This is a genomic window from Legionella navarrensis, from assembly GCF_052527415.1.
On record NZ_JBNVZR010000052.1, the window covers coordinates 1 to 1,302 of the forward strand.

Here is a 1,302-nt window from a genome sequence, read left to right on the forward strand (position 1 = left end):
CGTGATTGGATGCGTGGTCGTACAGCTCGAACAGGTCGGTGCGCTGCTGCTGCCGCCTGTAGCTACCACCGCATTACTCACTGAGCCAGCCGCTGTCTGATTCACGGTTGCCGGATAGGTAAAGGTATATGTACCCGGTGCCGTGCCAGCTGGAATGGTGCAGGTGATTATCTGGCCCGTGGCGGTACAGCCTGCCGGCAGGGTTCCCAGTGTCTGGCCAGCACTCAACGTATCGGTCAGCACCAGATCCGATTCGCTGGCCGTGGTAGTAATCACCGCCTGCAGGCTGTAGTCAATCGTATCGCCTGCCGCAACCGCAGTACCACTCACAGGGTTCGATGACTTGCTCACCGAAATGATCGCTGGCGTGACGGGATGCGTGGTTGTGCAGATCGTACAGGTCGGTGCCGTACTACTGCCACCCGTCGGCACTACGGCATTGCTCACCGTGCCAGCCGCTGTCTGATTCACGGTTACCGGATAGGTAAAGGTATATGTACCCGGTGCCGTGCCAGCCGGGATGGTGCAGGTAATCACCTGACCCGATGCCGTGCAGCCTGCGGGCAGAGTTCCCAGCGTCTGGCCGGCACTCAGGGTATCGGTCAGCACCAGATCCGATGCGTTGGCCGCCGTGCCGATCACCGCCTCCAGGATATAATCAATGCTGTCTCCTGCGGCAACCATGGTACCAGTCGCTGGATTGGACGATTTGCTCACCGCAATAATCGCAGGCGCTATCGGATGTGTAGTCGTACAGTTCGTGCAGGTCGGTGCGGTAGCACTGCCTCCAGTTGGGACCACCGCATTGCTCACCGAGCCGATTGTTGCCTGGTTCACCGTTGCCGAATAGGTAAAGCTATAGGTGCCAGGTGCGGTACCGGCCGGAATGGTGCAGGTAATCACCTGACCTATGGCCGTGCATCCAGAAGGCAAAGTCCCGATTGTCTGGCCGGCGCTCAGGGTATCGGTCAGCACCAGATCGGATTCGCTGGCTGCGGTAGTAATCACCGCTTCGAGGCTGTAGTCAATCGTATCGCCTGCGGCAACGGTGGTGCCCGTGGCAGGGTTCGATGATTTACTCACCGAAATGATCGCTGGCGTGACAGGATGCGTGGTTGTGCAGGTCGTACAGGTCGGTGCGGTGCTGCTGCCGCCTGTAGCTACCACCGCATTACTCACCGAGCCAGCCGCTGTCTGATTCACCGTGGCCGCATAGGTAAAGCTGTAGGTACCAGGTGCGGTGCCAGCCGGAATGGTACAGGTGATGACCTGACCCGATGCCGTGCAACCTGCCGGCAGGGC

At 59.8% G+C, this 1,302-nt stretch carries 1 protein-coding gene; it reads right to left on the reverse strand.

Annotated features, from left to right (window positions below; translation table 11 throughout):
• A partial coding sequence (locus ACQUTA_RS13060) for a hypothetical protein (RefSeq protein ID WP_444988703.1) occupies positions 1-1,302 on the reverse strand: 1,302 nt, incomplete at both ends.